Source organism: Prevotella sp. CAG:255 (genome assembly GCF_000431195.1).
GTDB classification, from domain to species: Bacteria; Bacteroidota; Bacteroidia; order Bacteroidales; family Bacteroidaceae; genus Prevotella; species Prevotella rara.
Window position 1 is genome coordinate 22,690 of record NZ_HF986766.1, and the last position, 18,920, is coordinate 41,609.

Annotated in this window: 12 protein-coding genes (1 of these 12 running past the window's edge); 8 read left to right on the forward strand and 4 right to left on the reverse strand. The window is 52.1% G+C overall.

Annotated elements, in window-relative coordinates:
- The 4 genes from eno to QVO66_RS01100 all read left to right on the forward strand — a co-directional run.
- Positions 1-925 carry the 3' portion of a phosphopyruvate hydratase gene (gene eno, locus QVO66_RS01085; protein ID WP_021853520.1) on the forward strand. It extends 416 nt beyond the left edge of the window, so the window shows 925 of its 1,341 coding nt (coding positions 417-1,341); the start codon falls outside the window, past its left edge; its stop codon occupies positions 923-925.
- A 365-nt stretch (positions 926-1,290) separates the two neighbouring features.
- Positions 1,291-4,779, forward strand: a complete 3,489-nt coding sequence (locus tag QVO66_RS01090) for a hypothetical protein (RefSeq protein WP_021853521.1) — start codon at positions 1,291-1,293, stop codon at positions 4,777-4,779.
- A gap of 522 nt (positions 4,780-5,301) precedes the next feature.
- Positions 5,302-6,948, forward strand: a complete 1,647-nt coding sequence (locus QVO66_RS01095) for an RluA family pseudouridine synthase (RefSeq protein WP_021853523.1) — start codon at positions 5,302-5,304, stop codon at positions 6,946-6,948.
- Between the two features lie 63 nt (positions 6,949-7,011).
- The gene (locus QVO66_RS01100) at positions 7,012-7,566 is read left to right on the forward strand and encodes an NUDIX hydrolase (protein ID WP_053398728.1); all 555 of its coding nucleotides are present in this window, start codon (positions 7,012-7,014) and stop codon (positions 7,564-7,566) included.
- Between the two features lie 553 nt (positions 7,567-8,119).
- Here QVO66_RS01100 and QVO66_RS01105 read toward each other — a convergent pair.
- Positions 8,120-10,600 (reverse strand): DUF3943 domain-containing protein, encoded by a 2,481-nt coding sequence (locus tag QVO66_RS01105; protein WP_288172411.1) that lies wholly within the window; start codon positions 10,598-10,600, stop codon positions 8,120-8,122.
- Positions 10,601-10,829: 229 nt separating this feature from the next.
- Between QVO66_RS01105 and QVO66_RS01110 the strand changes: the two genes are divergently transcribed.
- The 3 genes from QVO66_RS01110 (at position 10,830) to QVO66_RS01120 (ending at position 14,182) form a co-directional block, all read left to right on the forward strand.
- Complete coding sequence (locus QVO66_RS01110; protein ID WP_021853526.1) at positions 10,830-11,735, forward strand: helix-turn-helix domain-containing protein; 906 nt, start codon at positions 10,830-10,832, stop codon at positions 11,733-11,735.
- 30 nt (positions 11,736-11,765) lie between these two features.
- A complete protein-coding gene (locus QVO66_RS01115; protein ID WP_021853527.1) occupies positions 11,766-12,653 on the forward strand; it encodes a helix-turn-helix domain-containing protein in 888 nt (295 codons plus the stop codon).
- A 221-nt stretch (positions 12,654-12,874) separates the two neighbouring features.
- Positions 12,875-14,182 (forward strand): acetylxylan esterase, encoded by a 1,308-nt coding sequence (locus QVO66_RS01120; RefSeq protein ID WP_021853528.1) that lies wholly within the window; start codon positions 12,875-12,877, stop codon positions 14,180-14,182.
- Between the two features lie 143 nt (positions 14,183-14,325).
- Here the strand turns inward: QVO66_RS01120 and QVO66_RS01125 are convergent, their stop codons facing one another.
- Together QVO66_RS01125 and QVO66_RS01130 are read right to left on the reverse strand one after the other, a co-directional pair.
- Positions 14,326-15,435 (reverse strand): carboxymuconolactone decarboxylase family protein, encoded by a 1,110-nt coding sequence (locus QVO66_RS01125; protein ID WP_288172412.1) that lies wholly within the window; start codon positions 15,433-15,435, stop codon positions 14,326-14,328.
- 144 nt (positions 15,436-15,579) lie between these two features.
- Entirely contained in the window at positions 15,580-16,140 is a 561-nt protein-coding gene (locus QVO66_RS01130) for a sugar O-acetyltransferase (RefSeq protein ID WP_021853530.1), read from the reverse strand.
- 344 nt (positions 16,141-16,484) lie between these two features.
- Here QVO66_RS01130 and QVO66_RS01135 point away from each other — a divergent pair, with 344 nt between their 5' ends.
- Complete coding sequence (locus QVO66_RS01135) at positions 16,485-17,270, forward strand: 4Fe-4S binding protein (protein WP_288172413.1); 786 nt, start codon at positions 16,485-16,487, stop codon at positions 17,268-17,270.
- A 540-nt stretch (positions 17,271-17,810) separates the two neighbouring features.
- On the opposite strand, the gene QVO66_RS01140 is transcribed toward QVO66_RS01135, so the two are convergent.
- The coding region (locus QVO66_RS01140) for a DEAD/DEAH box helicase (protein ID WP_288172414.1) at positions 17,811-18,920 on the reverse strand (1,110 nt) is incomplete at its 5' end.

An 18,920-nucleotide genomic window follows, 5' to 3' on the forward strand; every position in this document is an offset into this window, starting at 1 on the left:
TCTCTACCGCTACATCGGCGGCTGCAACTCTTACACAATGCCGGTTCCTATGATGAACATCATCAACGGTGGTGCTCACTCTGACGCTCCTATCGCATTCCAGGAGTTCATGATCCGTCCGGTTGGCGCTCCTTCTATCAAAGAGTCTATCCGCATGGGTGCTGAGGTGTTCCACGCACTTGCTAAGCTGCTCAAAAAGCGCGGTCTCTCTACAGCAGTAGGTGACGAGGGTGGTTTCGCTCCCGCACTGAACGGTATCGAGGACGCTCTCGACAGCATCTGCCAGGCTATCAAGGACGCAGGCTACGAGCCGGGCAAGGACGTTAAGATCGCTATGGACTGCGCTGCCAGCGAGTTCGCAGTATGCGAGAACGGCGAGTGGTTCTACGACTATCGTCAGCTGAAGGACGGCAAGAAGAAGGATCCTAACGGAAAGAAGCTTACTGCCGAGGAGCAGATCAAGTATCTTGAAGAACTTATCACAAAATATCCTATCGACTCTATCGAGGACGGTCTCGACGAGAACGACTGGGAGAACTGGGTTAAACTTACAGCTGCCATCGGCGACCGCTGCCAGCTCGTTGGTGATGACCTGTTCGTAACTAACGTTAAGTTCCTCGAGAAGGGTATCAAGATGGGTGCTGCTAACTCAATCCTGATCAAGGTTAACCAGATCGGCTCTCTGACTGAGACTCTCGACGCTATCGAGATGGCTCACCGTCACGGCTACACAACAGTTACTTCTCACCGTTCAGGCGAGACAGAGGATACTACTATCGCTGACATCGCTGTTGCTACTAACTCTGGTCAGATCAAGACTGGTTCTATGAGCCGCACAGACCGTATGGCTAAGTACAACCAGCTCATCCGCATCGAGGAAGAGCTTGGCGAAACAGCTAAATATGGTTACACAAAGCTGAAATAATTTTCCATAAGCATATCAGCTGTAAAGGGGATGCATGAGCCACATGCATCTCCTTTCTTTTTATATGGCACACAAAACCGGACGAGGCATATTTATCTACGAATTATAACTTTTTAGACCACATTTCTCAATAATTCACGTATTTTTCCGATAAAATCTTCGATTTACCAAAAAGTAATGAAAATATATTAATTTATTGCATTGCAGTATAAAATAAATTCATATATTTGCCAAAGAAGAACATTTCCTGCATTCAACGGGATAGTGGCGCTGCTGAATGTAGATCCGAGACAAGATAATTAACCTATTTATTACAAGTCGGAAGCTTATTAACCTGCTGCTTTATTTAAAATCATCACAGCCCTATGAAAAAGAACATTTTACGCGCAATTGTACTTTTTTCAATTGCTTTTGGGTTTTCAGGGACGGAGAAAATCCATGCGCAAAACGGTCAGCCTCACAGTCTTAAGGCCGATGTTACCTTCTCTGACGTAACGCTAAGTTGGAAGAAGCCAACAGACAACATCATTCTGCAGTGGCACGATGACGAGGACTACAATGGCATGGACGGCGTACTGAAAGATCCTGAAGGGTCAATCGAGTTTTATGCCGCAAGTAAGTTCAGCGCATCTGAACTTGCAGCCTATGCCGGACAGACCATTACCGATGTACGTTACTGGGAATATCGCGAAGCGTACAAAGCCTCAGTGGTTATCTTCGAAGACGGTACGCCGGTGTATGAGCAGGCCGCCGACCTCGCAGGATTTGAGAAAAACTCATGGAGAAACGTAAAGTTTGACACGCCATACACCATCCCCGAGGGCAAGGAAGTGCTGATATCAATCAAATACTCATACGGAAGAAACCTCGACATGGTTGCCATCTGCGACCGCGCTCCTACATACGGCAAGGGCAATCTATACTCATACGACGGAGAAACATGGCACAGCGACGGTCCGGGCGACTTTCTCATAACTGCCGTTCTCGCAAACAATTCTACCGGAGAGCCTAAGGGATACAACGTTTACCGCGACGGCGAGAAAGTCAACGGCGAGCTTATTGCCGATGCCACAAGCTACACCCTTAATGGCGAAACCGACGGACAACATGAATATCAGGTGTCTGCCGTGTATGACGCCGACGAGAAGATGTCTGCCAAGACTTTGGCCAGCACCTTGTCAGTATACGGCTGCATGCCTCCGGTTCCGTGCATATCAGGCAAGGCAGACAACCTGTCGGGCACGATAACATGGGGCAGTCCGCTAAAGCGCGGTGCCGAAATGACATGGAGCGGCAAAGAAGTATCCAACGGAATAGGCGGCACCTCAAGCACATCGCCTAAAGTATGGATCAAGCATGAGTTCTCGGCTACAGACATGGCGGCATTCCCCGACCATCAGATTACAGCCATAAATGCATACGTCTTCAACGACGGCACGATCAATTCTGTAACCGCCTTCATAATGAAAGACGGCGTCATCGACTATTTCAAAGAGGTCAGCGCCGACATGGTTACAGCCATAAAGACCAACGAATGGAACAAGTTCGCGCTGCAAAAGCCTTACAAGATGGAGATAGGCCACGGCTATGCATTCGGTCTTTACTACACCCACACAGCCAAAGGCCACCCCGTTGGCGTAGACAACACAGAGGCAATAGAGGTGAAGGGCAACAGCTTCTCAACCTCAAGTCCGTCTTCAAAGGGCTTTGCCGAGTCAAGTCCATACTGGAAGACATTGTCTGAAGGCAAGATACCGGGCAACTTCATGCTGTCAGCAGACGTAGAAGCGCTCAGCAGTCAGGCATCAGAGCCGCAGAACATCACGGGATATGACATTTACCGCGACGGCGAGTTAGTTGCCGAAAACGTGGCAGGCCCGTCATACACCGACGTTGTTTCTGACCTCGGAACATACCAATATGCTGTTGTAACCAAAGGAGAAGGCGGCAAGAAATCAGACGCCGAGACTGCATATCTCACATACACGCTGCCTGAAGAATACAAGGCTCCGACCATCGTGAACAACAGTCAGGACGGAAAGAACATTAACATAGCATGGAGTTCAAATGCCTATGAGCTGAAACACTACGGCAGAGCAACCTACATTGCAGGCTTTGCAGAGGAAATGCCGCTGCTTTACGGAGCAAGGTTTACGAAAGAAGAACTGGCTGAATATGCCGGATTCAAGTTCCATTCGCTCACATTCGGCCTCGGCGACAACCTCGACGAATTCAAGCTAAAGATTATTGCAGAGGGCGGAGAAGTACTCTATGAGAAGCAGCTAACCAAGAACGACATAACTCCCGGCTATCTCTACACCCTTGACTTCGATGGAGAAATAGACGTAAAGGTGCCCGAAGGAAAGGACATCTACCTCGCTTATGAGGCCACGTTGCCTGCCAACACCACACCGATACTGCTCGATGCAGGTCCGGAGGCTGAAGGCGGAGCCGTAGTCAACCTGTCGGGAGGCGCAGGCTCATGGCTCAACCTCAGCACGATAGCCTCTGACTATAAGGGCATGAACGTAGTTATCGGAGCGCTGATAATCGACGACAATTCTGCACAAAGCCCGTCGAAGGTCAAGGCTGCAAGGCTTAGCAGCGTCAAGCTCAACGGCAATGACATGGAGAGAGTAATCATAAAGACGAAGGCTACGACTGATGCTGAGGGCATGGAGTTTGGCATCCGTACGGCAAAAGAGCCTGTCAAGGCCGCTGCCGCGAATGCAGACAAGCCCAAGGTGAAGAGCTACCGCATATACAGAAACGGCGACATGCTGCTCGAAACAACAGAGACGAGCTATGCCGAGACACTGACCGAATACGGCATTATCTACTACTACGTAACGTCTGTATACGAAAACGGATGGGAATCGCCTGCAAGCGACCTCATGACATTCAGAAACACCATTGCACAGCGCACCCAGGCACCTTACGACCTGCGCGGAGCTGTAGACGGCAAGAACCTTAACCTGACATGGAAGCCCGTTAGCGAGGCGCCCGTACTTACCTACGAAAACGGCAGCGGAAATTATATGGCATTCGGCATGACCGGCAGCAATGTCGTTGAAGGCTACATGGTGATAAAATTCCCGGCAGCAGAGATGGCCGACAAGGTGGGCCAGGAGATATCACACATTAACTTCAGACTGAACTCTACCGACCTGCAGACCGCGGCAGCTGTGGTTATGTATGGCGACAACGTTGTCTACATGCAGGACATCAACGTATCTACGCTCAATGTAGGAGCCAACACCGTGCGCCTGAACAAACCTGTAAAGGTCATTGAAGGCAAGGACATCGGCGTGGGCTATCACCTGTCTTACCTGTCGGGAGTTAAGCCTCTCGTATGCGACGACGGCCCAACCGTGGCTGACTATTACAGCGACCTCATCTCGGCTTCAGGTACTCCGGGCTACTGGAAGTCGATGAACAAGGACTATAAGTTTAACTACAACTGGGCAATATCTGCCACAATAAAGGCTGCCGACCAGAAGATTGACACCGAGAAGGCAAGCGCTCCTGAGGCAGACGGAGTTACATATACGGTATACAGAGACGGCATGCCGATACAGACAGGCCTGACAGCCACATCGTTTGTCGTAGAGAATGCAGCCAACGGCATATATACAGTAACGGCAACAACAGGAGAAGACGAGTCGGCAGAATCGAACTCTGTTGAATACGGAGAGACTACGGGAATAACATCTCTCACCGACGACGGCAGCGACAGCCTGAAGAAAGGCGACATCTACACAGTAGACGGACAGATAGCAGCCCGCAACGGCGACACATCGAAGCTGAAGAAAGGCGTGTATATCATGAACGGAAAGAAGTTTGTCGTTAAATAACAAGACAACATAATGTGCCCGGACCGACACATGTCCGACGCAACATCAACCTATAACGAGGCATTCCGAATGGTCGGGATGCCTCGTTCCGTTTATCCAAAATCGGTTATTAGTATTCTGTCTGGATTTTTGCTTTATATTGAACGGATTTTGGTTAGATTTCTCGCAGGCATAGCGGGCTATGTCAAGAAAAAGCTAACTAAAAGACACCGATAAAAACAAAAAGACAGACTGAAAGCAGAAAGGCACAAAATTGATAAAGCTATGTGCGGTATAATCCCAGATTTGGGATTATAGCCCTCAACCAAGCGCAGCGCTGAACGACCTCGCCAACAGTCCCAAGTCGCACATTCATTCAGGTCTGCATGCCCAAACCGCCAATAAATCACTGTCAGACGGAGAGCCGATGCCTGCCATACCGCCGGGCGGTCTGCATGCATACACTGCCCGTGGAGACACGGAGCGGTCAAAAAACTGCGGCTTACATTTGGCTCAGCTGCGGTCTTTACGTATCTTTGCATCATGCTTACAGAGTTTCATCCCATACACACCGATATACCGAAGCCGCAGAAGTTCACCTTCCCTTTCTGCTACGAGCCTCATCCGCTGTGCCTGCTCGCCGCCGGAGAGGTGCAGAGATATATAGCAGGAGTGGACAAATGGCGCGACGAACTGCAGCACGGCAAGATGTTCGGGGTGCTTGTCGCTGAGGACGAAGAAGGCCGACTGGGCTTCACGGCGGCATTTTCAGGACTGCTCGACGGCAGCAACGACCATCCTTATTTTGTGCCGCCGGTGTTCGATGCCACGCCGGTTGACGGATATTTCAAAACCAACGAGGCACGTATTTCGGCCATAAACCGCACGATTGACGGCATTGAGAAGGGCGAAAGCTATCTCAACGCACTGCATAAACTTGAGAGTTGCAAGACCGAAACTGCCGCGGAGGAGGAACAATACCGGCTGAAGATAAAGGAGGCAAAGGCGGCACGCAACGCAAAAAGGCAGAGCGGCGCGCCCATAACGCCCGAAGAGGAGGAACGGATGCTGAACGAAAGCCGCTTTATGAAGGCTGAACTGCACCGCATGAAGAAGCGGAACAGAGAACAAATGGCCGAATGTGAGGCACGGCTAAAGCCGTTTCAAGACGAGATAAGGCAACTTAAGGCCAAGCGTAAGGCCATGTCAGACAGTCTGCAACACTGGCTCTTTGAACAATACAACATGCTCAACGCACGCGGAGAGCGGCGCGGACTCTGCACAATATTTGCCGACACGCCCCAGCACGTGCCGCCCGCAGGGGCCGGCGACTGCTGCGCTCCAAAGCTGCTTCAGCATGCCTTTCTCAACCATCTGCACCCGGTGTGCATGGCGGAGTTTTGGTGGGGCGACTCGCCAAAGAGCGAAATACGCCACCATCTGCACTATTATCCTGCCTGCCGAGGCAAATGTCTGCCCATACTAACGCACATGCTGCAGGGCCTCGACGTTGATCCCGACCCGCGACAGGCGCCCGAACAGCGGCAGCCCGAGATTGTTTATGAGGACGAATGGCTCATCGTGGCATGCAAACCTGCCGGAATGCTGTCTGTCAGGGGCAAGTCTGACCGCCAGTCAGCAGCATCGCTGATAGGCCAAAACTATGCCGAAGGCTGCGAGCCTATGCCCGTTCACCGCCTCGACATGGACACATCGGGACTGATAATACTTGCCAAGACGCCAGAGGCATACAAGAACCTGCAGGAGCAGTTCTGCCAAAGAAGCATCAGCAAGCGCTATGTGGCACTGCTCGACGGCACACCCAATGCGCCAACAAGCGGCAGGATAAGTCTGCCACTCATCGCCGACCCGCTTAACCGCCCGTATCAGAAGGTGGACACCGACAACGGAAAGGCTGCCGTAACCGACTATAAGATTATCGGACAGGCAGCAGGACGCACGCTGATAGAGCTGTTTCCGCACACCGGACGCACCCACCAGCTGCGCGTTCACTGTGCACACAGGCTCGGACTTGGCACACCGATAGCAGGCGACAGCCTCTACGGCCACCCTGCCGACCGCCTGTATCTGCACGCCGAGGCAATAACCTTCCGCCATCCTGCCACAGGCAAAGAAATGACATTTGAGCGCACTGCCGGATTCAGACGGTCAATAATGCCGCAGGACTGATAAAGACGGCATACAGGCGGAATAAATCTGAACGCAGGGAAAATAAAGACATAAAGGAGATATATTATGGAAGACAAAATGAAATGGAAGACGCTGAAAAGCGAATATCTTATACAAAGGCCGTGGCTGACGGCTCGCCGCGACACCGTGGAACTGCCCAACGGCGTCGTTAACGATGAATACTACGTGCTGGAATACCCCACATGGATCAACGTGATAGCGCTGACAACCGACGGCAACATGGTGATGATAAGACAATATCGCCACGGAATAGACCAGACTTGCTTCGAGATTGTTGCCGGCGTGTGCGAGAAGGGCGAAGACCCTGAGGCCGCCGCGCGCCGCGAACTGCTCGAGGAGACGGGCTATGCCGGAGGAGAATGGCACGAACTGATGGCTGTATCGGGCAACACAAGCACCACCAACAACATAACCCACTGCTTTGTGGCTACGGGCGTTGAGAAGGTTGGCAGTCAGCATCTCGACCGCACGGAGGACATTGAGGTGCATGTTATGACCAAGGACGAGGTGATGCAACTGCTCGTGAACGACGAAATAAAACAGAGTCTGATGGCTGCACCGCTGTGGAAATACTTCTATCAGCTAAACATCCGTTAACATTAAGCCGACGGGCGTTAACATTTCGATATGCGTCAGAAGTGCGCCTTTTAGAAAAAAAAATGCTTTCAGAATATGCGAATATACTTGTTAAATATAAGCAGATACGCCATTCTGCACGATTTTACATTGAAATACAGGTGATAAAGCAGTGAAACAGGTTGCAAAAAGCAGCCTTTCACCATACTAAACACGGCCTTTTACACTGCAAGAGACGGCCTTTTGCAATGTAAAAGGCCATGTTTTATAATTCAGTTTACAGTCATCCAATATACATAAAGCGATAACGTATTGACTGACAATATATTACACAAATCACAAGAAAACGCTGATTTTTCGGCCGAAAACCTGCGAAAAAGATTTCACAAGCCGTTTTTCGCCTTTTTATGTTAAACAGAATGTGCCGCACTTAACGGTTGTTAACCATTAAATGCGGCACACTCTATATTTGTTCTTCACACAGACCGACAAACCGAACGGCAGCAACAAGCCACATTAAACCATGCCTACGGCATGTCATTGCAATCGTTTATCCGCCACAGACATGACGTTATCAGAAGCTGTAGCTAAGTCCCATCCTCACCTCGAAGGTCTCCGAGCGCACGTTGTCGTGGTATTTATATCTCGTCTCGCGCATATAATACGATGCAAACAGGTCGAGGCTCCAGTTCTTTCTGAGATAAACCTGCAGGCGCGGATTAATCACCAGCAGCGCCGCACTGCTCTTGTCGCCCTGCGCGTTGAGGTGCAGCGGGTCGGTGTTCTCGAGATCCTTGTCCTCATATCCCACCCATGTGTATATGCTGTAGAAGTCGGCGTTGAGCGTAAACTTGCCGAAGCGCGGAAACTCGAGCACGGTCTGTGCCTTCGCGCTGAATCCGCTGCCCATGTTATAGTCGCGGTCTATCACGTTGTAATAGTCGCTCAGCGAGCCTCCGAGCAGTATGGCGTCGAGAAAGAGGCGCTGCTCCATGCGCCCTACGTTACCAACTTTAGGAAAGCGGTAGATAAGACCGGGACCGAAGCTGGCAGCCTCGGATATGCGGTAAGGCACACGCGACGTGCCTTCCTTGACGGCTTCAGAGTCGTAATAGTTGAAATGCTGGAACAGACCGAACACCGCCGTCATCTCCTCTTCGTCGTAGAAGTTTACGCCCCACAGCTTTCCTAACAGATGAACGCTGCTTATAAGCGGCTGGTTGCCGCTGAGTCCGAAGGTTACGTTGGCCGTAAAATAGTCGTAAGGCTTGCTCTCCTCGCCGTTGAATGCGTCGCCGTAGCGCAGCCACAGGTCAACATACGGATTGTGCTCGCCCCTGAACAGTCCGCCCTCATCGGCAAGATAGCGGTCGCCGACAGACACGGTGAAGTCTACAGGTATGCGGCTGTAGTCGTGATATTTGTAATAATCATGGCGCACACGCCACGCATCGCCGCTCAATATGCGGTTGAACGCACGGATGGGGCACACCAGCGCACCGGCAAACTCTCGCAGAAAGCGGCGCATTCCGCGCTCGCGGTCGTCGTAAATGAGGTTAGACACGCGGTGGGTTACCTCGCCTATGCATATTCCGCCGATGGTTGTCGCCATGAGGTCGTTTATTGCAGGCGGCTCAACCTCGCACGCCAGCTCCCACATCAGACTGCCTCCAAGGGCATAAGGAGCCGACTCCCAGAAGCTCAGGCCGTTGCTTCGGGCGGCGTTGAAATATAGTCCGCCGTGGTAAGGATGGGCAAACAGGTTGGTTGAAAACTGGTCGTTGTCCCACACAAAGCCCGTCTTGAAGTTCTCCTTGATGCTGCTCAGATTAACTTTGGCAAAGTCTTCGCACAGCACAAAGCGGTCGAAGCAGTTCACGAGCACGTTGATTCCTACAGCCTCGGCAGCCGCCTTCCACGGCCGTTTCTTCATGTTCTCAGGGTTGTCGAAGGCATATATCGACACCGAATCAGCTACGCCTGCCTCCGTTTCGTCATCACCTGCCCTGCCCTTCAGTCCGCCGCGGTTGTAGGCAAAGGTCAGTCCGGCCTCAACTATGGCCCTGTTGCGGTATTTCCTGTTATGCTCATAATATCTCGTAAAGCCATATCCTGCCGACGCAAACAGCCCGATGTTGTCGTTGAGCCTGTAGTCTACGTTGGCGCGCAGCTGCAGCGAGTATAGGCGTTCGGGCTTGTCGGCCGAATTGTGCTGAAAGGTCTCTATGTGAAAAAAGCCCGCATCGGCGCTGATCGACCAGCGGCGGCCGAGGTTGAAATACTGTCCAAGGCGGTAATACAGCGCGCCCGAGAACTTCTCGTCGAGTCCCATGTAATGCGTTCCGGCACCAACTATGCTGTAAGTGCTGCGGTTGCGGAACCTGAATGCGGCGTTAATCTTGCTGCTGTTGCCGCCAAAGAACATGAAGTCTACCTTCGTCTTGGGGTTGATGTTCACCAGTCCTATCTTGTGCGCCACTGTGTCGCGGCTGTAGTTTACCAGTCCGAGCTGCACGCCGTGCGGATGTTCCATGCATACATTGGCCAGTCCTATCTGCCATCCCCGCAGCGTGTCGGCATAGTTATACGTGCCGAGCTGCGCGCCGCGCATCACCTTCGAACTGATGTTGGCCAGCACGGAGAGCTGCATTCCGCCGCCCACGCCGCGCGATATGTTGGTAACTCCGCCAAGCTGAAGGCCCCTGAAGGGCGACAGACTGACGTTGCTGAACGCCGAAAGCTGCACGCCGCGCATGTTCATCGCCACGCCCGACAGGCCCGAGAGCTGCACTCCGTGCATCTCCCTGCCGGCAAACGACGTCATGGCGTTGAGCTGGAAGCCGTGCAGACGGGCAGCTCCGCCGAGCAGACCGACGTTAAGATACGACGTGCGCACCGCGCTGCTGTCGGTGCGTCCTATGGTCAGCGCCAGGTCGTGGCGTCTGTATTTGAGCGAGTCTTGGGCATAAACGCCGGCACATGTTGCCAAAGACAGCAACACGGGCAACAGCCTCATGGCACGGCGAAAACGGTAACCGGGTGTGTGCATAAACATTTGTGAAATTCTACACAAAGGTAAACATTTGGCATAACAATATGCGATAAGGAGGCGAAAAACTGCTGAAAAAGTAATAAATATAACAAATTCAGTAAATCGTACACACGCTGTTATGCCGATAAGAAGTATCTTTGCATTAGCATCGGCGAGCAGCAGGCAACACGGCATAAGCCCCTATGCGCTGCAGCCGGCTGAAGTTCAACAAGAAAGAATAAACTATTTGAGCATGGAAAACCTGATAAAATTCAACTCCATCGACGAATACAACAAGGCGATGGGCTTTGAGACGAAGCATCCGCTCGTGGCAGTGGTAGACCTGAAGAAGGCCGACAAGAAGGCATTTCCGCAGGAGGTGTCTTACTATTACGGCGTTTACGCCCTGTTCCTGAAGCAGACTTACTGCGGCGACATAACCTACGGCCGCATGCCCTACGACTATCAGGAGGGCACGGTTACGAGCTTTGCGCCCGGACAGGTTGTTCATGTAAAGCACAGACCCGACTATGAGCCCAACGCTCTCGGCCTGCTCTTTCACCCCGACCTTATACGCGGCACGTCGCTTGGACAGGAGATAAAGCAGTATTCGTTCTTCTCTTATTCGTCAACCGAGGCGCTCCATCTGTCGGAACAGGAGAAGATGATATACAAGGACTGTCTCGAGAAAATCAAGATTGAAACCGAACGCCCGATAGACAACCACAGCAAGAAGCTGATATGCCGCAACATCGAACTACTGCTCGACTACTGCATGAGGTTCTACGAGCGCCAGTTTATCACCCGTAAGGTGGTTAACCGCGACATTCTGACCAAGTTTGAGAACGAGCTCGACGGCTATTTCGAGGGCGATACGGCCGCAGTGAACGGTCTGCCTACGGTGAAATATTTTGCCGAAAAGTGCTTCCTGTCGCCCAACTACTTCGGCGACCTCATCAAGCGCGAGACGGGACGCACGCCGCAGGAGTATATACAGAACAAGATTATGGACCTGGCAAAGGACGAACTGCTGGGCACACGAAAGACAATCAACGAGATAAGCTACGGTCTGGGCTTCCAGTATTCGCAGCACTTTAACCGCTACTTCAAGCGCAACACGGGCATGACGCCGAGCGAATACCGCAAGGCATCGGTGTAGGACGATGACGGCTAACGCTGAAAAGACAAGATGACGAGAGACACAATGCGCCATATCTGCGACACGACAAACTATGTGTGCGAGTGCAACCGCGCCTTCGACAAGGAGACAAGGCATCCGCAGGTGAGCCTGATAGACATGTCGGGCAAGAGCAGCTGCCGCAACATGGCCACCGACTGCTATGCGGTGAAGGTGGTGAGCGACGGATGCACCGCCGGTAAATGCGGACAGCACTACTACGACTTCTCCGAAGCCACCATAACGTTTGCCACGCCTGCAAGCGAGATAGACCTCAGACAGTGCGGCGGAAGGATGCTGATATTTCATCCCGACATAATAAGATGCACGCCGCTGGGCATGAGGATAAAGGACTTCTCGTTCTTTAAATACCACACGGACGAGGCGCTCCATCTGTCGTGCTGCGAACTGAAGGTGATAGGCAGATGTCTCGACGGCATCGACTGCGAGCTGAAATGGGGCGTAGACGAATACAGCAAGGCAATAATAAGCAACTGCATCGAACTGCTACTCAACTATTGTCAGAGGTTCTACACACGCCAGTTTATCACCCGCCACGAGGCCAACACGGCTGCAATAAAGACCGTTAACGGCATAATAGACGGCTTTCTGCGCTCGGGCAAGGCCGCCACACAGAGCATGCTGACGGCATGCCGGATAGCGCCCGAACTGAAAATGTCGGCCGAATATCTCAACGACATGATGAAGCACGAGACGGGAAAGAGCGTGAGCGAATACATACAGCTGAGGCGGATACTGATGGCAAAGGAACTGCTGCTGTCTACCGACATGACGGCAGGCGACATAGCATCGATGCTGGGATTCTGTGCCGAGAGCTGCTTCAATACGGTTTTCAAGAAGATTACAGGCTGCACGCCCCATGAATACCGCAACGGCTGACGGCGGACAGTAAACATTTGGGTGCCGCAAGGCACCCAAATGCCCAAATAACAAACTTCCCCATAACTCCAAATCATTAGTTCACATGGTCGCATAAGTCCCATCCCTCCCATCAATTCCCCCTCACCAAAGCCTCAACAAAAATGCTGATTAGCCTTGATTTATTTTGCCGTTAAGGCTGTTTGCATTACCTTTGCACAAAAACTAATATACTACAACCAATGAAAAGAATTGTTTTTACGCTTATCTTTGCCGTTGCTGCATGGCTATATGCCGCAGCCGAAAACTATCCTTACCGCTCTGACTATCTGTGGCTGACCGTGCCCGACCATGCCGACTGGCTCTATCAAACGGGCGAAAAGGCTAAGATTGAGGTGCAGCTGTATAAATACGGCATACCGAGAGACTGCAAGGTGAACTACGAAATAGCCGACGACATGCTGGAGGCTGACAAGAAAGGCTCTGTGAAACTCAACGGCGGAAGGGCCACGATTGACATGGGAACGAGAAAGACTCCGGGCTTCCGCGACCTCAGACTGAAGGCCACGGTTGACGGCAAGACCTACGAACATCACATAAAGGTGGGATTCTCGGTAGACAAAATCAGGCCTTACACCAAGGAGCCTGCCGACTTTATGGACTTCTGGAACAAGAACATTGAGGACATGAGGGCCGTTCCGCTGAAATATACAAAGGAAAGAGCCGACGAATATTGCACCGACAAGATTGACTGTTACCTCGTGAAACTGACGCTGAACAAGCAGAAACAGGCCGTATATGCATATCTCTTTTATCCCAAAAACGCCGCAAAGGGCAGCTGTCCGGTGGTGCTGTGCCCTCCGGGAGCAGGCATAAAGACCATAAAGGAGCCGCTGCGCCACAAGTATTATGCCGAGAACGGATGTATAAGAATGGAGATGGAGATTCACGGACTCGACCCGAGAATGAGCCAGGAGATGTTCAACGACATATCTAAAGCATTCAACGGCAAGGAGAACGGCTATCTTGCCAACGGCATAGACAACCGCGACCGCTACTACATGAAGCGCGTCTATCTGGCTCTTGTGCGCTGCATCGACCTGCTGACGCAGCTGCCTGAATGGGACGGACGCAACGTAATCGTGCAGGGAGGCAGTCAGGGCGGAGCGCTTGCGCTGGTGGCTGCCGGACTCGACAGCCGCGTGACGCAGTGCATTGTCAATCATCCCGCACTGAGCGACATGGCGGCATACAGCGCCGGACTTACCGGCGGATATCCTCACTTCAACCGCATTGAGGGCATGCTCACCGAGAACAACATGAAGACCATGGCTTATTATGACGTCGTAAACTTTGCGCGCCACGTGAAAGCCGACACTTATATGACTTGGGGATATAACGACAACACTTGTCCGCCGACAACAAGCTATGCCGTATGGAACACTCTAAGCTGTCCGAAAGAAGCGCTGCTGACGCCCATCAACGAGCATTGGACATCTGACGACACCGAATACGGACAGATGGAATGGATGCTGAAGCATCTTAAATGATGTTTTATATATAGCGAAATAAAAGCCGGCAACATCACAGGACATAAGTGAACGGCGACTTACATAATGTCATAAGCAACAAAACATAACACCCCGCAGGCTATTGTCTGCGGGGTGTTATAGTTATAAAGACATGTTGAAAGTTACAGTTTGTCATATTCTTCATCCGTAACCGGCTCGAGCCATTCGTTCGACGCGCCCTCTTCGGCTACGGTGAACGTTACGTGCTGGAACCAGCTGTCTTTGGTTGCGCCGTGCCAGTGCTTAACGCCTTCGGGTATTTCAACCACATCTCCGGGCTTCAACATTCGGGCATCCTTGCCCCACTCCTGATACCAACCTGTGCCGCCGACGCATATCAACACCTGTATTCCTTTGTGATGAATGTGCCAGTTGTTGCGGCAGCGAGGCTCAAAGGTTACGTTCGACACGGGCACCTTGCCCTGACTGAGCGGTGCAAGATAGCTGTTGCCGATAAAATATTTGGCATAAGCCGAATTGAAGTCGCCTTTTGGGAACATCATCTGCTCCACGGGCTTGCCCTCATCAAACGGCTCTCCGAACACTGTCGCAATGGCCTTGGCTGCGCGCCATGCCTCAACCTCGCCCACACGGGCAGCAAGCGTGGCAGGTATTGAGCGTATCTCGTCGTCCTTCAGGCCCATGTTGCGCGCTCCGCTGACGTGCGACTGCAGCTGCGGCTCAACGCCCTGCAAGCCTGACAGCGCGCTGACGGTAACCAACTCGCGCTCGGCGTGGGTGAGATTGTTGCGCGCAAAGATGTCACCAAACAGGTGAGCCTTAAGATAATAGTCGGTGGCGGGAGCAAAATCATAAGTAAACGGCTTGCCGCTCAACTTGGTCTGCACCTCAGTTCCCTGCTTCAGTGCGTCGTATCCTTCTGCCATCGGGTCGGCATCCTTGCCCTCCTCGCACGCCTTGCCCTGCTGACGGCGGCTATTGACAACGCTCTGCAGTGTGCCTAAGGCGTTAAGACTGCGCGGAAATCCCGTGTAGGCATACAGCTGCGACAGGGCTTCCTTAATCTCGCTCACGGTAAGTCCGGCGTCAAAACCTGCGTTGATGGCGACAGTCAGACCGTCGATGTCGCCCTTTGCCTCAAGGCATGCAATGGCAGCCATGCACTGCTGCTTTTCGTTTAGTACGTTTTTCATATTCTCTTCAGCTTTTATCTGACTGCATACGGCCATCAACATAGCCGCCGCAATCATTGTTACATTAATCAGTTTCATGCTATCATGTTTTGGTTACGGTGCAAAGTTAGCACATATCCGCCGTCGCCACGATACCACAATTACTGATTATTTTACCCTTTTTACACATATTTCATTACAAGACCCTAAGCCTCGCTGAAGGCCGTTTATAGCCTGCCAGCGTCAGATATGCTTTATCACGCGCGCCGGAACGCCGCCCACTATCGTGTCGGCAGGCACATCCCTGGTTACCACGGCTCCGGCAGCAACCACCGAATTGTCGCCTATCGTAACGCCCTGGAGTATCGTTGCATTAGAACCTACCCACACATTGCGCCCCAAGACTATCGGAGCCGGATAAGTGAAGCGGCGGTTTTCGGGCTCAAGTCCGTGGTTGAGCGTGGCAAACACCACGTTGTGGCCTATCTGACAGCCGTCGCCAAGGGTTACGCCTCCATGATCCTGAAAGTGGCAGCAGGCGTTGATAAACACGTTTTCGCCTATGTGTATGTTCTTGCCGAAGTCGGTATAAAACGGCGGAAACACTCTCAGCGTGTCGGGAACGCTATATCCCATAATCTCTGAAAGCAATGCCCTTACTTCCTCCTGAGTGTGAAACTCGGCGTTGAGCCTGAACGTAATGCGGCGCGCCTCGTTGCTCATCTCGTCCATAAAACTGCATATCTCGGGTGTGTTCAGCGGTTTGCCTGTGGCCACATAAGCCAAAAAGTCATTCAATGTCATAATGATATATTGTCCTTTTTTCGTTAACTGTCGTTTCATTTGTGCCTTCACCATGACCGCTCCGGCACCGCAGAGCGGCCGTTTTACTGCACGCTGCAAAGATAACTATTATCGGCATTAACCTGCATACCCATATCATGGATAATGTTATATCTTTTACTTTTTTATATTCCGGCACACGCCGCAGCGACGGCTGCTCATGCCTCACGGCTACAGGCACACCGCGCGGCACGCAGCCTCAACACATAAAAATCACGGGGCGTATGCTTGCGCCGTGTGTTTTTTATTCTTACATTTGCATAAAGAAACATTTTATCGGCTTCATTTTATACAAAAAACAGATTATGAACATAACGGACATTCACGTGGTGTACTTCAGTGCTACCTACACCACACGCACAATAGTAAGGGAAATAGCCAAGGCCATCGGCGGAAACATCATTGAACACGACGTGACCAACGCCCTGCCCGAGAGCGAAATAAGGCTCAGCGGCGACAACAGTATGCTCATTGTTGGCGCTCCTGTCTACGTGGGACGCATACCAGAGGCTGCCGCCGAGGCGCTGAAGATGGTTCACGGCAACAACACTCCTGCCGTTGCGGTGTGCGTCTACGGCAACCGCGACTACGACGACGCGCTGCTCGAGATAAAAGACACGCTCAACGGCAACGGCTTCCGCACGTTTGCTGCCGGCGCGTTCATAGGCCGCCACTGCATATTCCCGAAGGTTGCTGAGGGCCGTCCCGATGCTTCCGACCTTGAAAAGGCTGCCGCGTTCGGCAAGAGATGTGCCCAACTGCTTGCCGATGCTGCCGGAACTGACGCCTTGGGCGACCCTGAAGTGAAGGGCAACCGCCCGTACAGGGAGGCTCACAAAGTGCCGATGTGCCCAACGGGCGACAAGAACACATGTACTAAATGCATGACCTGCGCAAGACTCTGCCCTGCCGGCGCGATAAGCGAAAGCAACCCTTGCAGCACAGACACATCCAAATGTATTGCCTGCGGACGCTGCGTGGTGGTTTGTCCTCACGGCTCGCGCGCCATATATCTGCCCGCTTATGCCGAAGCAGCGGCTAAATTTACAGCGGCTTTCTCGGCAAGACGCGAGCCCGAAACGTTCTTCTAAGATATTAAAACGTAACGAAGATTATGCCGAAAGTCATTTAACGGCAACATCGTTTCTGCATATCCGCAATGCCGAATGGCGGTAAGCATAACGCAGAAGTCATATTTCTGTATTACAAAACACCCCAAATGGCATTGTAAAAGGTATGCTTTTGCACCATAAAACACGGCCTTTTGCAGCATAAAAGGATAGCTTTTGCGCTGCAAAAGGCCGATGTTTATTAAACTAAAAAGTTTTTCTCAGAAACTCATCACTCGTCACATCTGCCTGTAACGCTCTAATATTCAACGCCTTAAGGTGTGACGTTTTGACTTGCCGACTCATCACATCAAGGGCTTTACGCTGCCGGCGTGATGAGTGCGGACGGCAACTCATCACACTGCAACAATCTGACTGACAGAAAGTTATGCTGCAATGTGACGAGTGATGAGTTTCTGAGAAAACTTTTTTTGTATTTATTCTCCATTCACGACGGCAGATGCCAAGGGGCATTTTTCAATACATTCACGGCTGAACAGCCGTAAACGCCGTCATGAAAGGCTATTCGTAATATCTGAACAGGCCGCCTTTCGACTCCACATAGCTTATCATCTCACGGAAGACAGCGTTATGGCTGAGCGTCTCAACGTTGCCGGTCATTATCATCTGGCGGCGCGCACGGGTCATGGCCACGTTCAACTTGCGGTCTATGATGCGTGCGTCGTCCATGAAGCAGTTGGCTGCAAGAAACTCAAGCTGCCACCTGTTCTGCACCGTGAACGAATAGATTATCACGTCGCGCTGGCTGCCCTGATAGCGCTCCACGGTGTCTATGGATATGTCTTCAAGTTCCTTTATCCCGGTTTTCTCTATCTCCTTGCGTATCACGGCTATCTGGTTGCGGTAAGGCACTATTACGCCCACGCTCCTGGATGCACTGAAACTGCTGCCGAGCATGGAGTAAAGACGGCTCAGAAGGTCGGCCACTATGGTTGCCTCGCTTGTGTTCACCTTGTCGGACACATCGGGACGGCGGCACGGCTGCGACGGAATGAAGATCATGCGGTGAGTGCGCAGCAGAATATCAAGTTTGTCTGTATGACCTGTGTCGGCATAATTGAGCGATGTTTCCATCTGATGCTTCAGCGGAACAGGCTCAAGATGCTCGCTGGCGTAGAACTCACGGCAGGGGAACTCTGCCACGTCGGGGTGCATACGGCCGTGACGGCGCAGCACACCTGTAAACTCTGTGCGTCCGGCAGCACGCTCTGTGCGCAGCAGACGCTCAAAGAGCGAGTTGCGACAGTTGTCGAGTCCGATGGCACGCAGCGCCTCGCTGCTCACAGCCGACTCGGTTTCGCTCTGCAGTACCACAGCCGGCAGCTGCTTATGGTCGCCGACAAGGATAAAGCGGTCTATGCTGCAACGCGTGCGCATGCCGCCTTCGTGGTCGTGGGCGGCAAGCAGACCGATAAGTCCCGGCTCGAGTATCTGTGACGCCTCGTCGACAATGGCTAACGAGAAGTGCTTCAAGCTGAACACGAAAGGCCGCGACATGAGCATAGATGTGGTGGCGGTGATGATGCGCACCGAAGATATGCGCTCGCGGATGTCGGACAGGCGGGGACAGTTGCGCACAGCCTCGCCAATCAGACGCGACTTGAAACGGCG